This is a genomic window from Novosphingobium sp. 11B, from assembly GCF_054589055.1.
This window is the reverse complement of record NZ_BAAILP010000014.1, coordinates 25,425-44,378: the sequence shown is the minus strand read 5'-3', so window position 1 is coordinate 44,378 and position 18,954 is coordinate 25,425. Positions and strand designations below refer to the sequence as shown.

At 65.6% G+C, this 18,954-nt stretch carries 16 protein-coding genes; 11 read left to right on the top strand and 5 right to left on the bottom strand.

Annotated features, from left to right (window positions below; translation table 11 throughout):
* Positions 1–124: 124 nt before the first annotated feature.
* Positions 125–748, bottom strand: coding sequence for a DUF4197 domain-containing protein (locus ACYPYD_RS01425; RefSeq protein WP_008830035.1), 624 nt, complete (start codon positions 746–748; stop codon positions 125–127).
* A 122-nt stretch (positions 749–870) separates the two neighbouring features.
* Here ACYPYD_RS01425 and ACYPYD_RS01420 point away from each other — a divergent pair, with 122 nt between their 5' ends.
* Positions 871–3,036: a primosomal protein N' gene (locus ACYPYD_RS01420; RefSeq protein WP_459661807.1), complete on the top strand. Its 2,166-nt coding sequence runs from the start codon at positions 871–873 to the stop codon at positions 3,034–3,036.
* Here ACYPYD_RS01420 and ACYPYD_RS01415 read toward each other — a convergent pair.
* Positions 3,021–3,923: a CPBP family intramembrane glutamic endopeptidase gene (locus ACYPYD_RS01415; protein WP_459661806.1), complete on the bottom strand. Its 903-nt coding sequence runs from the start codon at positions 3,921–3,923 to the stop codon at positions 3,021–3,023. The two genes, ACYPYD_RS01420 and ACYPYD_RS01415, sit on opposite strands and share 16 nt — an antisense overlap.
* A gap of 671 nt (positions 3,924–4,594) precedes the next feature.
* On the opposite strand from ACYPYD_RS01415, the gene ACYPYD_RS01410 reads away from it, so the two are divergent.
* The 9 genes from ACYPYD_RS01410 to ACYPYD_RS01370 all read left to right on the top strand — a co-directional run bounded on the left by ACYPYD_RS01410 (position 4,595) and on the right by ACYPYD_RS01370 (position 15,248).
* On the top strand, positions 4,595–5,149 hold the full coding sequence (locus ACYPYD_RS01410; RefSeq protein ID WP_008830032.1) for a F0F1 ATP synthase subunit delta: 555 nt from the start codon (positions 4,595–4,597) through the stop codon (positions 5,147–5,149).
* 13 nt (positions 5,150–5,162) lie between these two features.
* On the top strand, positions 5,163–6,692 hold the full coding sequence (atpA, locus tag ACYPYD_RS01405; protein ID WP_008830031.1) for a F0F1 ATP synthase subunit alpha: 1,530 nt from the start codon (positions 5,163–5,165) through the stop codon (positions 6,690–6,692).
* Between the two features lie 124 nt (positions 6,693–6,816).
* Complete coding sequence (locus tag ACYPYD_RS01400; protein ID WP_036524369.1) at positions 6,817–7,692, top strand: F0F1 ATP synthase subunit gamma; 876 nt, start codon at positions 6,817–6,819, stop codon at positions 7,690–7,692.
* Between the two features lie 24 nt (positions 7,693–7,716).
* The gene (atpD, locus tag ACYPYD_RS01395) at positions 7,717–9,174 is read left to right on the top strand and encodes a F0F1 ATP synthase subunit beta (protein ID WP_008830029.1); all 1,458 of its coding nucleotides are present in this window, start codon (positions 7,717–7,719) and stop codon (positions 9,172–9,174) included.
* A 1-nt stretch (position 9,175) separates the two neighbouring features.
* A complete protein-coding gene (locus ACYPYD_RS01390; RefSeq protein ID WP_007682679.1) occupies positions 9,176–9,433 on the top strand; it encodes an ATP synthase F1 subunit epsilon in 258 nt (85 codons plus the stop codon).
* Between the two features lie 275 nt (positions 9,434–9,708).
* Entirely contained in the window at positions 9,709–11,214 is a 1,506-nt protein-coding gene (locus ACYPYD_RS01385; RefSeq protein ID WP_459661805.1) for a hypothetical protein, read from the top strand.
* A 57-nt stretch (positions 11,215–11,271) separates the two neighbouring features.
* Positions 11,272–11,583: an I78 family peptidase inhibitor gene (locus ACYPYD_RS01380; RefSeq protein ID WP_459661804.1), complete on the top strand. Its 312-nt coding sequence runs from the start codon at positions 11,272–11,274 to the stop codon at positions 11,581–11,583.
* A 248-nt stretch (positions 11,584–11,831) separates the two neighbouring features.
* A complete protein-coding gene (gene leuA / locus ACYPYD_RS01375) occupies positions 11,832–13,499 on the top strand; it encodes a 2-isopropylmalate synthase (RefSeq protein WP_459661803.1) in 1,668 nt (555 codons plus the stop codon).
* Between the two features lie 372 nt (positions 13,500–13,871).
* Entirely contained in the window at positions 13,872–15,248 is a 1,377-nt protein-coding gene (locus ACYPYD_RS01370; RefSeq protein WP_459661802.1) for a hypothetical protein, read from the top strand.
* A 121-nt stretch (positions 15,249–15,369) separates the two neighbouring features.
* Here the strand turns inward: ACYPYD_RS01370 and ACYPYD_RS01365 are convergent, their stop codons facing one another.
* Entirely contained in the window at positions 15,370–16,542 is a 1,173-nt protein-coding gene (locus ACYPYD_RS01365; protein ID WP_459661801.1) for an FAS1-like dehydratase domain-containing protein, read from the bottom strand.
* A gap of 175 nt (positions 16,543–16,717) precedes the next feature.
* On the opposite strand from ACYPYD_RS01365, the gene ACYPYD_RS01360 reads away from it, so the two are divergent.
* Positions 16,718–17,668: an NAD(P)H-dependent flavin oxidoreductase gene (locus tag ACYPYD_RS01360; protein WP_459661800.1), complete on the top strand. Its 951-nt coding sequence runs from the start codon at positions 16,718–16,720 to the stop codon at positions 17,666–17,668.
* Here the strand turns inward: ACYPYD_RS01360 and ACYPYD_RS01355 are convergent.
* Positions 17,623–18,195, bottom strand: coding sequence for an AHH domain-containing protein (locus ACYPYD_RS01355; protein ID WP_459661808.1), 573 nt, complete (start codon positions 18,193–18,195; stop codon positions 17,623–17,625). The two genes, ACYPYD_RS01360 and ACYPYD_RS01355, sit on opposite strands and share 46 nt — an antisense overlap.
* Positions 18,192–18,947 carry a hypothetical protein gene (locus tag ACYPYD_RS01350; RefSeq protein WP_459661799.1) on the bottom strand — a complete coding sequence of 252 codons (756 nt, stop codon included), beginning with the start codon at positions 18,945–18,947 and terminating at the stop codon, positions 18,192–18,194. The genes ACYPYD_RS01355 and ACYPYD_RS01350 overlap by 4 nt, the downstream gene beginning before the upstream one ends.
* Between the last annotated feature and the right edge of the window lie 7 nt (positions 18,948–18,954).

Here is an 18,954-nt window from a genome sequence, read left to right as displayed (position 1 = left end):
CCCAGCGAAAGCTGGGACCGCTGGCCTGTTACGGCCAACGCGCGTTCGAACCCAGCCCCGCCGAGGGTTGGGCTTGGCTCGGCCAGCGGTCCCAGCTTTCGCTGGGATGACGGGGGTTTATCGATTAAATGCCCTTGGCCAGCTTCAACGCCGCGATCAGCGCGCCGTCATTGGTGCTTTCGGGATGCGCGCGGATATCCGCTTCCTGCGCGCCGATCTCGTACCAGATTGCATTGTCCGCCTCGAGCGCCAGGGCATGCGCCGCGTCCGCCATGTTCACGCCGGTCAGCGCATTGACCGCGGTATTGAGGATCGGATCCTCGGCCATGCGCATCACCCGGTCGAGTTCCGGGATCATCGCATTGACGAGGCCGGAGCCCATCGACTGCCGCAGGAACGTCGTCGCCGAAGTATCGCCGCCCCGCAGCAGAGCCAGCGCGTCGGTCACCGTCAGCGAGCGCACCGCATCGTAGACGATCGGCGCCGCGACGCGCGCGCCGTCCTCGGCGATGCGGTTCAGTTCGCGCTGGAGCTTTTCCTTGAACAGCGGCGAGCGGAACACCTTCTGTGCCACCGATCCCGGACGGCCGAACAGCACCGGCATGTTGATGCGGGCGACCTGGCTGTCCCAGAAACCGTCGGGCTGCGTCAGCCGCGCGAAGGCGCGCTGGCTGGAAAGCATCAGCAGGTTCTCGATGATATCGGTATAGCTGGGCCGCCCGATCGTGGTGCAGCCCGGTAGTGCCATGACGCCCGTAGCCAGAAATCCGGCCAAAACTGCCCGTCGTCCCACTGCCTGCATGCTCGATCCCCCATTCATCTGCGCGTACTCCTTCACGACCCCGTTTGCCCGCGCCTATATGAACGCAGATGCAACGTGTCCGACTCCTCGTCTTCAACGCCGCGCTGGGCGTCCTCGACTATCGCGTGCCGGAGGGAATGACGATCGAATTCGGATCGATCGTCGTCGCCCCCCTTGGTCCGCGACAGGTGCTGGGCATCGTCTGGGAACCGGAACGCCTGAACGCGCAGGAAGTGCCTGAAAGCAAACTGAGACCTTTGCTCGGCGTGATGCCCGCGCCGCCGCTGTCGGAGCGGTTGCGGCGGCTGATCGAATGGACCGCCGATTACTACTGCGCCCCGCTGTCGTCAGTGGCGCGCATGGCGCTGGGCAGCATGTCGGCGCTGCGCGGCGGCGGCACGACCACCGAATACCGCCTGACCGGCGAGGAGCCCGCCCGCCTTACGCCCCAGCGCGCCGCCGCACTCGATGCGCTGCAGGGGGAGCAAGGCTCGATCCGCGAGCTGGCGGAACTCGCCAGCGTATCGGAGGGCGTGCTGCGCGGCATGGTCGGCGCGGGACTGCTGGAGGCGGTGACGGTCGATCTCGACCGGCCCTATCCCCCTGCCCGCCCGGAATTCGCCGAGCCGAAGCTCAACGACATCCAGCAGCACGCCGCCGACATTTTCGTCGAGGCGGTGAAGGCAAAGAAGTTCGCCCCCTTCCTGCTCGACGGCGTCACCGGCTCGGGCAAGACCGAGTGCTACTTCGAGGCTGTCGCCGAAGCGATACGCATGGAGCGGCAAGTGCTGGTGCTGCTCCCCGAGATCGCGCTGACCGAAAATTTCCTGCGCCGCTTCGAGCATCGCTTCGGGGTGCCGCCGGTGCTGTGGCACTCCTCCTTGAAGTCCAGCGAGAGGCGCCGGGCGTGGCGTGCGGTGTCGTTAGGTGCCGCTAAGGTCATCGTGGGTGCCCGCTCTGCGCTGTTCCTGCCTTACGCGAATCTGGGCCTGATCGTGGTCGACGAGGCGCACGAGATCTCGTTCAAGCAGGACGACGGGGTGCGCTACAACGCCCGTGACGTGGCCGTGATGCGCGCGAAATTCGAAGGAATTCCTATAGTTCTGGCCAGCGCCACCCCGGCGCTGGAATCGATGCAGCTGGCCGAAGCCGGGGTCTACCGCAAGATCGACCTGCCCTCGCGCTTCGGCGGCGCGACATTGCCCGCGATCAACATCCTCGACCTGCGCGAAGAGGCCCCCGAACGCGGCCGCTGGATCGCGCCGAGGCTGGTGGAGGCGATGAAGGACCGGCTGGCCAAGGGCGAGCAGTCGCTGCTGTTCCTCAACCGCCGGGGCTATGCGCCGCTGACCTTGTGCCGCAACTGCGGCTACCGCTTTCAATGCCCCAACTGCACGGCATGGCTAGTAGAACACAGGTTTTCCAAGAGGTTAGCCTGCCACCATTGCGGCCACGAGACGCCCGTGCCGGAAGCCTGCCCCGACTGCGGCACCGGCGATTGCCTCGTCGCCTGCGGCCCCGGGGTGGAGCGCATCGCCGACGAAGTGGCGGAAATCCTGCCCGAAGCGCGCACCGCGCTGGTTACATCGGACACCATGAACACGCCTACCGCGATCGGCGAATTCGTGGCGATGGCGGAAAACAAGGCGATCGACGTCATCATCGGCACCCAGCTGGTGACCAAGGGCTACCACTTCCCCGACCTGACGCTGGTGGGCGTGGTCGACGCTGACCTCGGCCTCGAAGGCGGAGATTTGCGAGCCGGTGAAAGGACTTACCAGCAGATCGCCCAGGTAGCCGGCCGCGCCGGTCGCGGCGAGAAGCCTGGCGAAGTTCTCATCCAGACCCGCCACCCCGAAGCCGCCGTCATCGCCGCCCTGGCGAACGGCGACCGCGACGCCTTCTACGCCGCCGAGACCGAAGCCCGCCGCGATGCCGGAGCCCCGCCCTTCGGCCGCTGGGCCGCGATCATCGTCAGTTCGGAGGACCAGGCCGAGGCACTATCCGCCGCCCGCGCGATCGGCGGGACAGCGCCGAACCTGCCGGACATGCTGGTGCTCGGCCCTGCCCCCGCGCCGCTCTCCCTGCTGCGTGGCCGCCATCGCTTCCGGCTGCTGATCAACGCGCGCCGCTCGGCGGAACTGCAGAAAACCTTGCGCGAATGGCTCGATCCGCTCGAGTTTCCACGCGGGGTGCGCGTGAACATCGACATCGATCCCTACTCGTTCGTCTGACCCTGCTTCCAGCGCGGCGGCATGAACTCCCCCTTGCGGTAGGCGTATCGCAGCAGGGCCACGCCCGCGATCGTCGCCACCACCAGCGCCACGCCGGAGGCTTCGAGCCCGAACGCCCCGCCGGTCAGGAGTTCAGGCCCGCTGAGGCGTGTCTCCACCAGCCCGCGCGGCGTCCCTCCCCCGGAAACGGGGATCGACCAGATCCACCCCTGCGTGAAGTTCCAGCCCATGTGCAGCCCGATCGGCGCCCACAGCCGCCGTGTTACAAGATAGGCCGCGCCCAGCAGGATCCCCGCCTCGCAAGCGATGGCGAAGGCGGCAAACAAGCTGGCACCGGGATTCATGAGATGGGCGAATCCGAAGAACGCGGACGTCACCGCCAACGCCGCCCATGTTCCGAAAACTGCCTCGAGCTGGCGCTGGATGACGCCGCGGAACACGGCCTCCTCCACCATACCGCTATAGAATGCGATCCCGAACCAGACCCACAAGTCGCCCGTGCCTCGCAACCCGACGATCGAAAGCCCTCCAAGCAGCGCGACCGCTCCCACGACAAGGCTGAACAGGATCACACCGCCCAGCACGCCCGCTGCCAGTTCTCCTCCGGCGCGCCCGGGCCGGACGCCGTCGCGCGGCTCCCGCACGATCCAGCGCTGGAAGGCATGATAAGCCAGCAGTCCGCAAATCCCGACCAGCAAGCCCGAGAGCGCCCGCAGCGGCGAGGAACGATCGATATGAAGCGCATTGATGGCGATGCCCGGCAGGATCGCGCCAAGAGCCACCAGAACCACGCCGATCGGCAGAAGCACCAGTGGATGCGCAAGAAAGCGGCGAAACGGCCCCCGTTTACCGCGTTCCTGCACTGCTTCATCGATAGCGTTTGTCATACGGGGCCCCGCTCCTGCACCAAGGCTTGAAGCGGAAGTTTCGATGACTGTCGAGCGGAAGCCGGAAGTCGGTGCCCTTTCGCTGCCCGGCAATTGGAACTTCCCATTTCATCCGCGCAGCTGGTGAACCGGATAACATGGCAAAGTGTCCGCCCTGCGGCGACGAGCGACATTCCGCCAACGGGTCCGCACTGCGCGATGCGGTCCAGAACGACATATCGCATCGGCGGTTCGCCGCGAAAGGACGGCGTCTCAGCTCGAGCCATCGCATAATGGCCCGCATCGCTGCGCCGTCTGCATCGTCCAGAGTAATGCTGCAAAGAAGCACCGATCGGCATCAACGGCCATGCACCGAGGCATCCTTTCGCCCAAGTTCTCCGGCTGTCGGCCGTAATACAACTGGCGGCACGGGCCGGGCCAGACCCTCGATTCGATGGGTCGTCGGAATACTCCGCAGCGAATTCGTGCCCGACATTGCACACTGCATCGCAAGGAGGCTTCCCGCCACTTGCTTTTAAACGGCTTACCTGTCCTTTGTCCCCAGGGTCAAAGGGGCACCTTGCGTTGTAACGGTATCGTCGCTATGCGCGCCCCGTCAGCGGGCTGGGGGAGCACGCGCTGTTGTTGCGTCCCCGACCCGAACCCACCTGCGATGTAAGGATAGGACAGGCGTGGAGAATTCCGGAGGCATCAAGGCCAGCTTGCAGGGACGCTACGCTTCGGCGTTGTTCGATCTCGCGAGCGAGAACGGCTCGGTTTCGGCCGTTGAGAACGACCTCGACAACCTCGGCCAGGCCCTGCGCGAGAGCGACGAGCTTGCCGCGCTGATTCGCAATCCGCAGATCAGCCGCGATGCCGCCGCCAAGGCGATCGAAGCGGTCGCGGGCGTGCTCGGCACATCGCCGCTCACGAAGAACTTCCTCGGCGTTCTGGCAGGCAATCGCCGCCTGTCGGCCCTGCCCGAGATCATCCGCGCCTTCGCCAGCATCGCCGCCGCCCAGCGCGGCGAAGCGACGGCCGAAGTCGCATCCGCCCACGCGCTTTCCGACGAACAGGTCGAACAGCTTCGCCAGAAGCTGGAAGTGCGTGAGGGTCGCAAGGTCAAGATCAAGACCAGCGTCGATCCGGAACTGCTCGGCGGCCTCGTCGTCACCATCGGTTCCAAGCGCATCGACAGCTCGATCCGCACCCGTCTCAATTCGCTCGCCCAGGCCATGAAGGGCTAAGAAAGGCAGAACAATGGATATCCGCGCAGCAGAAATCTCGAAGGTCATCAAGGACCAGATCGCCAGCTTCGGCACCGAAGCCCAGGTTTCGGAAGTCGGTTCGGTTCTGTCGGTCGGTGACGGCATCGCCCGCATCCACGGCCTCGACAACTGCCAGGCCGGCGAGATGGTCGAATTCTCGAACGGCGTGCAGGGCATGGCCCTCAACCTCGAAGCCGACAACGTCGGCGTCGTGATCTTCGGCTCGGACGCCGAGATCAAGGAAGGCGACAGCGTCAAGCGTACCGGCACCATCGTCGACGTTCCCGTCGGCAAGGGCCTGCTCGGCCGCGTGGTCGACGCGCTCGGCAACCCGATCGACGGCAAGGGCCCGATCATTGCCGACAAGCGCGCCCGCGTCGAATCGAAGGCTCCGGGCATCATCCCGCGCAAGTCGGTGCACGAGCCCGTGCAGACCGGCCTGAAGGCGATCGACGCTCTCGTTCCCGTCGGCCGTGGCCAGCGCGAGCTGATCATCGGTGACCGCCAGACCGGCAAGACCGCCGTCGCCATCGACACCTTCATCAACCAGAAGGAAGCGAACCAGGGCGACGACGAGGGCAAGAAGCTCTACTGCATCTACGTCGCCGTCGGCCAGAAGCGCTCGACCGTCGCGCAGATCGTGCGTCAGCTCGAAGAGAACGGCGCGATGGAATACTCCATCGTCGTCGCCGCGACCGCTTCGGAGCCGGCTCCGCTGCAGTACCTCGCGCCCTACACCGGCGCCGCGATGGGCGAATTCTTCCGCGACAACGGCATGCACGCCGTCATCGTGTACGACGACCTTTCCAAGCAGGCCGTCGCCTACCGCCAGATGTCGCTCCTTCTGCGTCGCCCGCCGGGCCGCGAAGCCTACCCCGGCGACGTGTTCTACCTCCATAGCCGCCTGCTGGAGCGCGCAGCCAAGCTCAACGACGAGAACGGTGCCGGTTCGCTGACCGCCCTTCCCGTCATCGAGACGCAGGCTGGCGACGTTTCGGCCTACATCCCGACCAATGTGATCTCGATCACCGACGGCCAGATCTTCCTTGAAACCGGCCTGTTCTACCAGGGCATTCGTCCGGCCATCAACGTGGGTCTGTCGGTGTCGCGCGTCGGTGGTGCAGCCCAGACCAAGGCGATGAAGAAGGTCGCCGGTTCGATCAAGCTGGAACTGGCGCAGTACCGCGAAATGGCGGCATTCGCCCAGTTCGGTTCGGACCTCGACGCCTCGACCCAGAAGCTGCTCAACCGCGGTGCGCGCCTGACCGAACTGCTCAAGCAGAAGCAGTTCTCGCCGCTCGCCTTCGAAGAGCAGACCGTGTCGATCTTCGCCGGCACCAACGGCTACCTCGACGCCCTGCCGGTCTCGAAGGTCACCGAGTACGAGGCCGAGATGCTCAGCTACATGCACTCGGAACATGCCGATGTGCTGGCGCTGATCCGCTCGACCAAGGACTTCGGCGACGAAGCCAAGAGCAAGACCAAGGCCGCGCTCGACGCCTTCGCCAAGCAGTTCGCTTAAGTTAAACCGTCATCCCGGCGAAAGCCGGGATCGCAGGCGGTCTTGAAGCAGCCCTCAACGGCCAAGCGTAAAGACTGCCACCGGTCCCGGACCAGATCCGGGACGACGCAACGAGGAACAACGAGTGGCTTCGCTCAAGGAACTCAAAGGCCGCATCAACTCGGTCAAGTCGACCCAGAAGATCACCAAGGCCAAGCAGATGGTCGCCGCGGCCAAGCTGCGCAAGGCGCAGGCCGCCGCGGAAGACGCTCGCCCTTACGCGGCGCGTCTCGCCGAAGTGATGGGATCGCTGGCGTCGAAGATCACCGTCTCCGATAACAGCCCCAAGCTGCTCGCCGGAACCGGCAGCGACAAGGTGCACCTGCTCGTCGTCGCGAACTCGGACAAGGGCCTGTGCGGCGCGTTCAACTCGAACATCGTCAAGGCGGCCCTCGCCAAGGCGCGTGATCTGCAGGCGCAGGGCAAGGCCGTGCTGTTCTACCTCGTGGGCCGCAAGGGCCGCGCGGTGATCCGCCGCGAGCACCCGAACCAGATCGCCCACATGTTCGACACCTCGGACGTGCGTAACCCCGGTTACGACGAAGCCGAGCGCGTCGCCGACGAACTCGTCGCGATGTACGAGGCGGGCAAGTTCGACGTGGCGCACCTGTTCTACTCGAAGTTCCGTTCGGCGCTGCTGCAGGAACCGACCGACCAGCAGATCATCCCGGTCCCGGCCCCCAAGGCCGTTGCCCAGACTGCCGACGCGGTCACCGAATACGAGCCCGATGAGGAGGAAATCCTCGCCGCCCTGCTCCCGCGCTATCTGAAGACCCAGCTCTTCGGCGCGCTGCTGGAGAACGCCGCGTCCGAACAGGGTGCGTCGATGACGGCGATGGACAACGCCACGCGCAATGCCGGCGACCTCATCAAGAAGCTGACGATCGTCTACAACCGCACCCGCCAGGCTGCGATCACCACCGAACTCGTCGAAATCATCGCGGGCGCGGAAGCGCTCTAAGAACCGCAGGCTAAGGAAACCGAAATGGCCACTGCACCCGTGCTCAACCTCACCACTACCGGCAAGATCAGCCAGGTCATCGGCGCTGTCGTCGACGTGACCTTCGAAGGCGAACTGCCCGCCATCCTCTCCGCGCTGGAGACCGAGAACAACGGCCAGAAGCTGGTTCTCGAAGTCGCCCAGCACCTCGGCGAGAACACCGTGCGCACCATCGCGATGGACGGCACCGACGGCCTGACCCGCGGTCAGGCCGTCGCCAACACCGGCAAGCAGATCTCGGTGCCGGTCGGCCCCAAGACCCTCGGCCGCATCATGAACGTCGTCGGCGACCCGATCGACGAGCGCGGCCCGATCGGCTCGGACATGTTCTCGCCGATCCACGCCGAGGCTCCCGCCTTCATCGACCAGTCGACCGAAGCGTCGATCCTGGTCACCGGCATCAAGGTCATCGACCTTCTCGCCCCTTACGCCAAGGGCGGCAAGATCGGCCTGTTCGGCGGCGCGGGCGTGGGCAAGACGGTTCTCATCCAGGAACTGATCAACAACATCGCCAAGGGCCACGGCGGCGTCTCGGTCTTCGCGGGCGTCGGTGAACGCACCCGTGAAGGCAACGACCTCTACCACGAGTTCCTCGACGCCGGCGTCATCGCCAAGGACGCCGAAGGCAACGCCACCTCGGACGGTTCCAAGGTCGCCCTCGTTTTCGGCCAGATGAACGAGCCCCCGGGCGCCCGCGCCCGCGTCGCCCTGTCGGGTCTGACCATGGCCGAATACTTCCGCGACCAGGAAGGCCAGGACGTCCTGTTCTTCGTCGACAACATCTTCCGCTTCACGCAGGCGGGTGCAGAAGTGTCGGCTCTCCTTGGCCGTATTCCTTCGGCCGTGGGCTACCAGCCGACCCTGTCGACCGACATGGGTGCGCTGCAGGAGCGCATCACCTCGACCACCAAGGGTTCGATCACCTCGGTCCAGGCGATCTACGTTCCCGCGGACGACCTTACCGACCCGGCGCCGGCCGCCTCGTTCGCGCACCTTGACGCGACGACCACGCTGAACCGCGCCATCTCGGAGCTGGGCATCTACCCGGCCGTCGACCCGCTCGACTCGACCTCGCGCGTTCTCGAGCCGCGCATCGTCGGTGCCGAGCACTACCAGACTGCCCGCCGCGTCCAGGAAACCCTGCAGAAGTACAAGTCGCTGCAGGACATCATCGCCATTCTCGGCATGGACGAGCTGTCGGAAGAGGACAAGGTCACGGTCGCCCGCGCCCGCAAGATCCAGAAGTTCCTCTCGCAGCCGTTCCACGTCGCGGAAGTCTTCACCGGCATCTCGGGCAAGTTCGTCCAGCTGGAAGACACCGTGAAGTCGTTCAAGGCCGTCGTCGACGGTGAGTACGACCACCTGCCGGAAGCCGCGTTCTACATGGTCGGCGGCATCGACGAAGCGGTCGAGAAGGCCAAGAAGCTGGCGGCGGACGCCTGATATGCCCCTGCACTTCGAACTCGTCACGCCTGCGAAGCTGGTCCGTTCCGAGGACGTCCACATGGTGGTCGTCCCCGGCACCGAAGGCGAGTTCGGCGTGCTGGCGGGCCACGCGCCCTTCATGTCGACGATCGCCGATGGCGCCCTGAAGGTCTACAAGACCGAGAACGGCGCGCCCGAGGAAATCCGCATCACCGGCGGTTTTGCCGAAGTGGGTGACGCGGGCCTGACCGTGCTGGCCGAGCACGTCGAAGGCTGATCTTCGCGGATAGGCAAACGCAAAGGGCGTCGCCGGGAAACCGGCGGCGCCCTTTGCGTTTGCTCCACGCACCCCGCTCATCCTGAGCTTGTCGAAGGATGGGAGGCACAGCACCACGCCTCAGGAGGCTTCGACAAGCTCAGCATGAGCGGGGTTGGAAGCTGGGTTTTATCGCCCCACCTTGCGAAACGTCGAGTGCACCGGCTCGCTGCCGGGATTCGCCAAATGGTAAGACTTTCTTGACTATGAAGCCCCGTGAATTTGGGGGGATTTCGATGGCGGGCATGACGATGGAGGCACCGGATGCCGGACGCGCGGGACGCCTTGCACGCATCGTCGCCGACAGCCGCGTTGCCCAGTTCGCCTGCCTGCTCGCCTTTGCCGCCCTTATCCGCTGCCCGGCATGGGGCGAGTGGAATTTCGGCATCGATGACCAGTTCTATGCCCTCGTCGGCGAGCGGCTGGCCAAGGGCGACCTGCTTTACGTCGATATCTGGGATCGCAAGGGGCCGCTGCTCTACCTCATCTTCACGGCGATCGCTCTCGTCTCGCCAACGATGCTGGCCTACCAACTGGTGGCCACGCTCTCGGCGGCGCTGGGAGCCTACGGCGTCAACCGCATCGCCCGGATGATCGCGACGCCGGGCAGCGCGATGCTCGCGGCCCTCTCCTACCTCGCGCTGCTCAGCCGCTTCGAGGGCGACAATCTGGAAGCGGGAGTCTTCTTCAACACGCTGATCATCGCTGCGGCATGGCTGCTCCTCTCGCGCTTCGATCGCTTGCACGAAGGGCGCATCGACGCAGGGTTGCTAACAGGATTCTTCTGCGCCGGGATGGGAACCGCGATCAAGCAGACGGTGGCGCTGGAAGGCGCGTTGTTCGGACTGACGGCGATCCTGTTGCTCGCCCGGAGCGGCCGATCCGTCATCGGCATCGGCTGGAGGGCCGGGATACTGGCACTCGCAGGTAGCCTGCCGATGCTGGCGACCGGGCTGTTCTACTGGATGGACGGGCACTTCGCCGACTTGTGGAACGCGATGGCCACCTCGAACTTCGCGCGTGGCTATGCCGACCCGGCCATCCGCGTGCAGCGGATCTTCACGATGGCGGGGATGCTGGGCATTCCAATGGTCTTCGCCGGGATCGGGCTCCACGCGCTGCAACGGCAGCCGGAGCACCGCCCCGTAGCGCGGCTGATCGCACTCTGGGCATTCGTCGCGCTGGCGCTGATATTCTCGTTCCCCAACATCTACGTGCATTACGCACAGTCAGCGCTGGCCCCGCTGGCGATCCTGTGCGCCGGGTACTTCGCGCATCGCCGCCCGGTCTGGCCGGGCCTTGTCGCGGTGATCGGGCTGAGCCTTGCCCTGTCCGGCACGTTCCACCTGCACGACCGCTGGCGCGCCCGGCCCGCTGCCGCGGCGCTGGCCGGCTACATCGATAGGGTGACCCCGCACAAGCGCCTCCTCGTATGGGGCGCGCCCAACTACCTCTATGCGAAGATCGGCGCTGATCCGGTCAGCCCGCTCGCCTTTTCGCCGCATCTCTACGAGGGGCGCGAGTGGACCGGCCTCGACGAACGGCGCGAAGTGCGCCGTATCCTCGCCGCCCGTCCGGAGACCGTGGTTGCGCAGACGCCCCTGCCCTCCTCGCCGCTCAACGAGGCAACGGTGGCGATGGTCGATGCCTATACCCGCACCTGCCGCAAGCAGCGCCGTTTCACGATCTACGATCATAACGGCGAACAGGTGCATACGGTGTTCTCCGCCTGCGCCGGATAGCGCGTTGCGTCCTCGTTCAGCTTCGCTAGGCTAGCGCGCCGGGAAAGGAGAGCACCCATGTCCCCCAAAGCCTTCATCGCCCCTGTAGCCATGGCCATGACGCTGGCCGCCTGCGCCGCGCAGACCCCGCCTGAAGCCGCCCCGCCCGCTGCTGCGGAAGCCGAACCGACCTGCGGCGCCGATCAGTTCGCCAGCTACGCCGGCCAGCAGGCCACCGACGCGACGATCGCGGCCATCCAGTCGAAGCGCGGCGACAAGCCGATCCGCGTGATCAAACCCGGCATGGCGGTAACGATGGATTACCGCGCCGAACGTCTCAACGTCGATGTCGACGAGAGCGGCGCGATCAAACGCTTCTACTGCTCCTGATCCCGGCGCAACATTCGGCAAGCCCACCTCGGCGACGGAAAGCGAAATTGCGCCGCCGTCGCCGCATTGCCTCTTTACACGGCGCGCGCGCGTGCCCATAGGCGAGGGCATGACCCTTCTGCTCGGCCTTACCCTGCGACTTATCCGCCCTTGGGCGTGAAGTAGTGCGTCGGCCTGCGGCGCGCTCGGCGCTCAAGGGGACCTGAACCGACATTGCCTGTAGACGAATTACCGAGCGAGAATACCCCATGACCATGCTGAAAGACCCTTCGGTCAAGTATCGCCCCTTCCCGCAGATCGACCTGCCGAACCGCCAGTGGCCCTCGCAGGTCATCACCAAGGCGCCCCGCTGGCTCTCCACCGACCTGCGTGACGGCAACCAGGCGCTGATCGACCCAATGGGCGCGGAAAAGAAGAACCGCTTCTTCGACCTGCTGGTGAAGGTCGGCCTCAAGGAAATCGAGGTCGGCTTCCCGAGCGCGGGCGCGACCGAGTTCGACTTCATCCGCGGCCTCGTCGATCAGGATCGCATCCCCGAGGACGTGCTGGTGCAAGTGCTGACCCAGTCTCGCCAGGACCTGATCGAGCGTACGTTCGAGAGCCTGGCTGGCGTGCACGCGGGCATCGTCCACCTCTACAACGCCGTCTCGCCGCTGTGGCGCAATGTCGTGTTCGGCATGGAACGGCATGAAATCCGCGGCATTGCGGAAACCGGCGCGAAGATCATGCGCGATCAGGCGGCGAAGTACCCGCAGACCAAGTGGCACTTCGAATACTCGCCGGAGACGTTCTCGACCGCCGAACTCGATTTCTCGATCGAGTGCTGCGAAGCGGTGATGGAAATCCTGAAGCCCACGCCCGAGAACCCCATCATCCTCAACCTGCCTGCGACGGTCGAGGCGGCGACACCGAACATCTACGCGGACCAGATCGAGTACTTCTGCCGCAACCTGCCCAATCGCGATGCGGCGGTGATCTCGCTGCACACCCACAACGATCGCGGCACCGGCGTCGCGGCGGCGGAACTTGGCCTGATGGCCGGCGCCGACCGCGTCGAGGGCTGCCTGTTCGGCAATGGCGAGCGCACCGGCAACTGCTGCCTCGTGACGGTGGCGATGAACATGTACACGCAAGGGGTGAACCCCGAGCTGGACTTCTCGGACATCGACGACGTCATCCAGACGGTAGAATACTGCAACCAGCTCAAGGTGGCCGAGCGTCATCCTTACGGCGGCGAACTGGTCTTCACCGCGTTCTCGGGCTCGCACCAGGACGCGATCAAGAAGGGTTTCGCCGCGCAGGAGAAGCGCAACGACCAGATCTGGTCGGTGCCTTATCTGCCGATCGACCCCGCCGATCTGGGTCGCAGCTACGAGGCGGTGATCCGCGTCAACTCGCAGTCCGGCAAGGGCGGCTTCGCCTGGGTGATCGAGCAGGACCAGGGCCTCAAGCTGCCCAAGCGGATGCAGGCTCACTTCTCCAAGCACGTACAGGAGCTGGCTGACGAACTCGGCCGCGAACTGCAGGCGGGCGACATCTGGGACGTGTTCCAGAAGGCCTACCGCCTGAGCGGCGAGCAGCGCTTCCAGCTGATCGACTGGGATGAGGCCAAGGGGCCGGACAACACCCGCGTCTTCGCGGGCAAGATCGGCGTCGAGGGCAAGGAGCAGTCGGTGTCCGGCAAGGGCAACGGCCTGATTTCCTCGGTCACGGCGACCATCGCCGAGAGCTTCGGCGTCAGCCTCGACGTCAAGGACTATGCCGAGCACTCGATGGGCAAGAGCACGGACGCCCGCGCCGCAGCCTACGTCGAATGCGCCCTGCCCGACGGTCGCACCGTATGGGGCGTGGGCATCGACGAGGACGTCGCCACCGCCAGCGTGCGCGCCGTTCTGAGCGCCGCCAACGCGGCCTGATCCCTTTTCGGCATCGCATTCGAAAAAGGCCCGGCCGGCAACGGTCGGGCCTTTTTCATGAATCCGAAAAAAGCATCTCCATCGACCGGGAGGGAAGTTGCAGCCGCTATGGCGGCAAACCGCGTTGCCCCCTTTTGCGTGCCCTTCACGCAGCATTGCGTGTTCGAAAAACCGCAGGAAACCGGTCTTGCGTAAGCATATGCGGTCCGCATCCCGGATTTTCCGAAGCCGCAGCCCGGATTTCATAACGGGGGGCATCGGGCCGTTTCACAAGCATCGGCACAAACGATCGACACGGCTCCGTCTGTCCGCGGCGTCTGTCCCCAACAGGCCTAACGCCCTGCCTACGGAGCATTTTACGGAGGCAACACCATGTCGATCAATTCATCGCGATCCTTCCGGCAAACCCTCATGGGTGCGGCGGCGATCCCCCTTCTTCTGCTGGGCGCCTGTGCCGATGGAAACGGCTTCAATCCCGGCTCCGGTGTGACGCCCACCCCCAGCCCTAGCCCCACACCTACACCGGGACCAACGCCCACACCGACCCCCACCCCGGGGCCAACCCCGACGCCTTCCCCGACGCCGACCCCCACGACCACCAGCTACACCGGTTCGGCCGTCGGAGTAGCCATTGGCGGCACTTCGATCCTCGGGCCGAGCGGCTCGGGCACACTGGTCGACGTCAACGTGGCGCCGCCCACCGCAGGGCAGTCCACCAGCGGCCTCGCCGTCGATGTTCTCAGCGGCGACGGCAAGATCATAGCGGTTACGCTGCCCACCACACCGCAGGCGACCCAGGAAGCGCTGGCCCCGGTGGGCGCTATTGCCGGAGCGCTGCTGGGGCCTCAGGTCGGCTCCACCGTCAACAGCGTCACGGATGGACTGTCGCCGACCGTGGCTGTGGTCACCTCAACGGTCAGCCAGGTGACCAATCCATTGCTGGGCACGGTCGATGGAGTGCTGGCGCCGGTATTGGGCCAAGGGGGACTGCTCGCCCCGGTTTCCGGACAGCTCGGCGGTCTTGTCGATGGCCTGACCGGCGCGTTGCCAGGCGGCGGCTCCGGCCCGGCGCCGACGTACACCGGGCCGCTCGTCGGTCTGGATCTGGGCAACAATGCGCTGACCGGTCCGAGCACGAGCGGCACGCTCATCGGTGCTAACGTACTGTCCGAAGATCCCGGACTCGTCTCCGGAACCCTGTTCACGGCCGATGTGCTGTCGGCCGACAAGGTTGTCGATGTCACCTTGCCGACCACGGCCGACGGCGTGGCGCTGGGGCTTGCGCCGGTGGGCAACATCGCCGGTGCGCTGCTGGGCGAGCAGGTCGGCAGCGGGGTCACGCAACTGACCAACGGACTTTCACCGGTCGTGGCCCCTGTGACGGGCGTGGTGAACTCCGTCGCCTCGCCAGTGCTCGATGCCCTGAACGGAGCTGTCGGCCCCGTGGTGGGGAGTATCGGGGGCGGCGTCGGCAGCGGCGGCGCAGGTTCAGCCCTCGCGCCAGTCACCGGGCTCGTCAATGGACTGCTCGGCGGAGTTACCGGCGGGGCCGGATCGGGCGATGTCCTGGCGCCCGTCACGGGGCTGGTGAACGGTGTCGTCGGCACGCTGAACGTCAGCTTGAGCGGCACCCTGACCGGAACCGTCAGCGGAGGATTGCTGGGCGGAACGACAGGTTCGGGTGGCGACGCACTGGCCCCCGTCACCGGACTGCTTGGCGGATTACTGGGAGGAAGCACCAGCAATTGAGATGAAGGTCCGCGTGTCCTTCCGCTCTGTTGCCCTCCCCCAGGGAGGACACGCTGCGACCCTGCTGCGGTGACGCGACGGGGGGAGGAGGCGGCCCATGCCGGGGCCGCCTCCTTTCGCGTCACTTCTTCTTGGGCAGTTCGATCTCGGCCACGCCCATGCACATCTTTACGCCCTTCTGGTTCTGCATGAGGTGTTTGACCTGAACCAGATGGCGCCCGTCCTCGTCTACCATCTTGTCGACCACTTCGGCGGTCTGGATGGTGACGTCGCCGCTCAGGGCAGGACCGCGATAATTGGCGGTCGAGTGCACCACCATGCCCCATTCGCCCGCCCAGCCGGCAAGATAGTCGGTCACCCACGCCCCCATCGAGGCGCCGTAGCCATAGGCGCGCGGCATGCCGATCTTGCGCGCATACCTGGGGAACAGGTGCCCGCGTGACGGGCCGTAGTACGCGCCGTCAGTGAGTTCCGGATTGATCCGCTCCATCACCGGATCGTTCTCGTGACCCGCCATTTCCTTGGTGAAGCCGAGAGCCTCCAGGTCGATCGTGCGGCGATCGAGGGTGCCCCATACCGTGAACAGGTACGAGCGCCATTCCGTCGTGAAGCTGGCAACGGTGTGGGGTCCGAACACGCGCTCCGGAAGCTGGTCGCCGATATTCACGTCATCCCACCAGCGTTCGCCATGGCCCAGATCGTGCAGCATCCTGATCCAGCCGAACTTGCGCTCCTCGAGCTTCTCGATCTCGGCATCGGTCCATTCCGGCTCCTTGAACTCGGAGGTATCGACGCGCGCGCCGCCTGCCGCCGCGCGGTAGCGGATGGCGGTCGAACGCTGCTTGGCGATCAGTTCGCCGTGCTGGTTGCGGTAATAGTTGTCACCGCGCTGGAAGCAGGTCGGTCCGAACCCGGTGTCCTTGACGCTGTAGTCGTAGGGAATGCGCTCGTTGGTGATGGTATCGCCGCCGAACACGCGCGGGCCGTAGTGCCAGAACTCATCGCCACCGAACAGCAGGTGCGATTCGGCGATGCCGCCCATGCAGGACGACGACGTGCCGTGGCTGTCGTCCATCACGATCGGAAAACTCTGCGGCGCCACCAGCTTGCCCCAGCGGCTCGCGGCCGCGAAGGCCGGGTCGTAATGGGCGAGATTCGGGTAGTGCATGGCCTGCACCCAGCGCCGGATGTCGTTGTTCCCCAGCGGCTCGCGGATCGGCGAACTGTCGATGACCGTGCCGAGATACTGGTCGATGTCCGAACAATCGAACGTGGCTTCCCCGATATCCGACATGGTGTGCTCCTTCTCCGCTTCCGCCTGTTAATCGACAGTGGTGTCTATTTCAGTCGCCGGCGAACGTCACGCCTGCGTCCGCCAGAAACGCCAGGGCGGTACGGCGGTCTGCACTCGACACCATGGATGGACCGGATTATGCGATGATTTAATCGAACGATTAAACGGAGACGAGATGCCCCTTCCCGCGCTGTCCAAATCTCTGCGCCTGCCCGTGATCGCGGCGCCGATGTTCATCGTCTCCAATCCGGAGCTGGTCATCGCACAAGTGCGCAGCGGGATCGTCGGCAGCTTTCCAGCGCTCAATGCCCGGCCCGCAAGCCAGCTCGACGAATGGCTCCACCGTATCACCGAGGAAACCCGGGACTGCGCCGCGCCTTTCGCGGTCAATCTCATCGTCCACCGCACCAACACGCGGCTGCAGGAAGACCTTTCAGTGCTCGAGAAGTGGAAGGTGCCGCTGGTCATCACCTCGCTCGGCGCCAACGTGGAAGTCAACGCGGCGGTGCACGGCTGGGGCGGCATGGTCCTGCACGACGTGATCGACGACATGTTCGCCCGCAAGGCCGTGGAAAAGGGCGCGGACGGCCTGATCGCGGTCGCGGCCGGAGCGGGCGGCCATGCCGGGCCGCAGTCCCCCTTCGCGCTGATGCAGGAGATACGTAGCTGGTTCGATGGTCCGGTGGCGCTTTCAGGGGCGATCGCGAACGGACGCTCGATCCTTGCCGCGCAGGCTATGGGCGCAGACTTCGCCTATATCGGCACACCGTGGATCGCCACGACCGAAGCCAATGCGGATCAGGCCTACAAGCAGGCGATCGTCGATGGCCACGCCTCCCATATCGTGAATTCCAGCCTGTTCACCGGCGTTCATGGGAACTACCTGCGCCCGTCCATCGTCGCGGCCGGCATGGACCCCGACAATCTTCCGGAAGGGAGCAAGGACCAGATGGATTTCGGCTCGGGCGGCAATACCGCTGCGAAGGCCTGGAAGGACATCTGGGGCGCCGGACAGGGGATCGGAGCCATCCGCTCGATCGAGACCGTCGCGGATCGCGTGGAGGTGCTTACCGCACAGTATCAGTCGGCGAAGGACGAACTGCGCACCCGCACCGGCATGGACTGAGCGAGCGGCGCCACGGCGGCACGCGTGGAACCCCATAGCGCGTCAACCATCGCGTCAAGCTCGGTGAAGTCCACGCCCGCGCCAGACGGATCGCGGCGGTTCAGTTTCAACCGCCGCCGCTGCCCGTCCAGAAGGTAGCGCCGCAACGCCCGCTGCAGCAGATCCAGCCGCATATGGGCCTGCACTGCCGCTCCTTGTGGATCCTTGTCGCGCATTGTCGCCCAGCTGCTCTCGATCTGCCCCACCCGCTCGACCACCAGCGCGCTGTAGAGCCGGTGCGGCCCGCGATGCAGCGGCAGGCCCATGCGTAGCGCGGCGGGCTCGTCACAAGGCAGCAGCAACCCGTTCTCGCGAAAGTCCTCGAACCGATGGCGGTGCCCGCCGATGCTCTCCAGCATCCGCGCGAACGCCGCCTGCCCAAGCAGTTGCCGCGGCAGCAGGTGGTGACGCTGCAGGCCGGGATCGTAGCCAGGTGCGTCGCTTCGATTGACGGCGCGGAAGGAGAGGTATCGCCTGAGTGCGCTCAGCCCTCGTCCTCACGCCATACCAGCACGAGTTTGCCCACCTGCGACGGCTCGACGAGTAGCGCCTGCCCGCCGGCATCGATCCGCAGAGGCTCGGCAATGCGGCCCCGGCGGACAAGTTGGTCGATCACCCGGACCGCAAGTTTTCCGGTATCGGCCGCCGTTTCGTCAGGACGTCCTTCAAGCTGCATTTCCTGCCCGGTGAAATGGGCAAGCCCCCGGCTTACGAGGCTGCCGTCCTCGGCGGTAAGCAGCGCCGTCAGACCAAGCGCCGGGAAAGCCCCGCCGCCAAGCCAGTTGAGCACCGTGCGGCAGAAATAGCGGGGCTCCATCCATGTCTGCGCAGGCCCCCAGCCGACCACGCGGACCGGAAGATCGAGCACGAGGTTCGCCGCCAGTCCCATCATCGTGCGCAGAACGGGCTGCAGACCTGCACCAGAGATGATGTGCCCCGATGGAACCAGTTCGATGCACTCGCCCCTGCTCGGCACGGCATCGTCAGCGAACCCGAACCGCTGCTGCGCCTCGACCATCCGCCCCGCAGCACCCGGATCGAGCCCGACGAGGTCGAAAGTCAGGCCGCTGGCCAACAGTTCCAGCCATCCCGCCTCCGGCGCTGGACGATAGCTGATGCTGGCAGGCAAGCCGGAAGCCGCCGATACCTCCATAAGCCGCGCCACGGCATCCGCATCGGGCCGCGCGCCATGATCGAAGAGCAGGCAGAGCCCTGCAGCGCTGTCGTCTCCCTGCGGCATCGGGCGA

Bases quoted from the DNA above. Each gene is read 5' to 3' on its own strand.
- ACYPYD_RS01365 (WP_459661801.1), bottom strand. From the start codon at position 16,542: ATGTCGGATATCGGGGAAGCCACGTTCGATTGTTCGGACATCGACCAG.
- leuA (WP_459661803.1), top strand. From the start codon at position 11,832: ATGACCATGCTGAAAGACCCTTCGGTCAAGTATCGCCCCTTCCCGCAG.
- atpD (WP_008830029.1), top strand. From the start codon at position 7,717: ATGGCCACTGCACCCGTGCTCAACCTCACCACTACCGGCAAGATCAGC.
- ACYPYD_RS01385 (WP_459661805.1), top strand. From the start codon at position 9,709: ATGGCGGGCATGACGATGGAGGCACCGGATGCCGGACGCGCGGGACGC.
- ACYPYD_RS01360 (WP_459661800.1), top strand. From the start codon at position 16,718: ATGCCCCTTCCCGCGCTGTCCAAATCTCTGCGCCTGCCCGTGATCGCG.
- ACYPYD_RS01350 (WP_459661799.1), bottom strand. From the start codon at position 18,947: ATGCCGCAGGGAGACGACAGCGCTGCAGGGCTCTGCCTGCTCTTCGAT.
- ACYPYD_RS01380 (WP_459661804.1), top strand. From the start codon at position 11,272: ATGTCCCCCAAAGCCTTCATCGCCCCTGTAGCCATGGCCATGACGCTG.
- ACYPYD_RS01425 (WP_008830035.1), bottom strand. From the start codon at position 748: ATGGCACTACCGGGCTGCACCACGATCGGGCGGCCCAGCTATACCGAT.
- ACYPYD_RS01390 (WP_007682679.1), top strand. From the start codon at position 9,176: ATGCCCCTGCACTTCGAACTCGTCACGCCTGCGAAGCTGGTCCGTTCC.
- ACYPYD_RS01420 (WP_459661807.1), top strand. From the start codon at position 871: ATGCAACGTGTCCGACTCCTCGTCTTCAACGCCGCGCTGGGCGTCCTC.
- ACYPYD_RS01415 (WP_459661806.1), bottom strand. From the start codon at position 3,923: ATGACAAACGCTATCGATGAAGCAGTGCAGGAACGCGGTAAACGGGGG.
- ACYPYD_RS01370 (WP_459661802.1), top strand. From the start codon at position 13,872: ATGTCGATCAATTCATCGCGATCCTTCCGGCAAACCCTCATGGGTGCG.
- atpA (WP_008830031.1), top strand. From the start codon at position 5,163: ATGGATATCCGCGCAGCAGAAATCTCGAAGGTCATCAAGGACCAGATC.